The sequence below is a fragment of the Arthrobacter sp. Y3225116 genome, from assembly GCF_059091245.1.
In genome coordinates this window covers 1-457 of sequence record NZ_JBNHGL010000560.1, presented here as the reverse complement: position 1 = coordinate 457, position 457 = coordinate 1, and the positions used below count along the sequence as shown (strand labels likewise).

Below are 457 nucleotides of genomic sequence, written 5' to 3'. Positions count from 1 at the left end.
GTTCGCCTCCGTGGTGCTGGCCCGGCGCCACCCGCGCCTGGTGGAGTCCCTGGTGCTCGTCGACGGCGGCCTGCCGCTGCAGGTGCCGGCCGGGCTCAGCGACGAGGAGGTCATCCAGTCGGTGCTGGGCCCGGCGGCCGAACGGCTGGCCGCCACGTTCCCCAGCCGGGAGGCGTACCGGGACTTCTGGCGCGTGCACCCGGCCTTCGCCGAGCATTGGAACGCGCTGGTGGAGGACTACGTGGACTACGACCTCGCCGGCGAGCCGCCGCTGTTGCGGCCGGCGACGAATTACGAGGCGATGGCCCGCGACACCGCCGACCTGAACAGCGGCGCCGTCCTGATGGACGCGCTGGAATCGCTCGACGTCCCGGCGGTGCTGCTGCGGGCCCCGCGCGGCCTGCTCAACGAGGACGCGGGCCTGTACACGCCCGGCTACGTGGACGGCTGGGCGCGC

The 457-nt window shown here is 74.2% G+C and carries 1 pseudogene; it reads left to right on the top strand.

The window, feature by feature from the left end:
- Window positions 1-457, top strand: a pseudogene (locus AC5RV2_RS18955) (alpha/beta hydrolase); the annotation flags it as partial.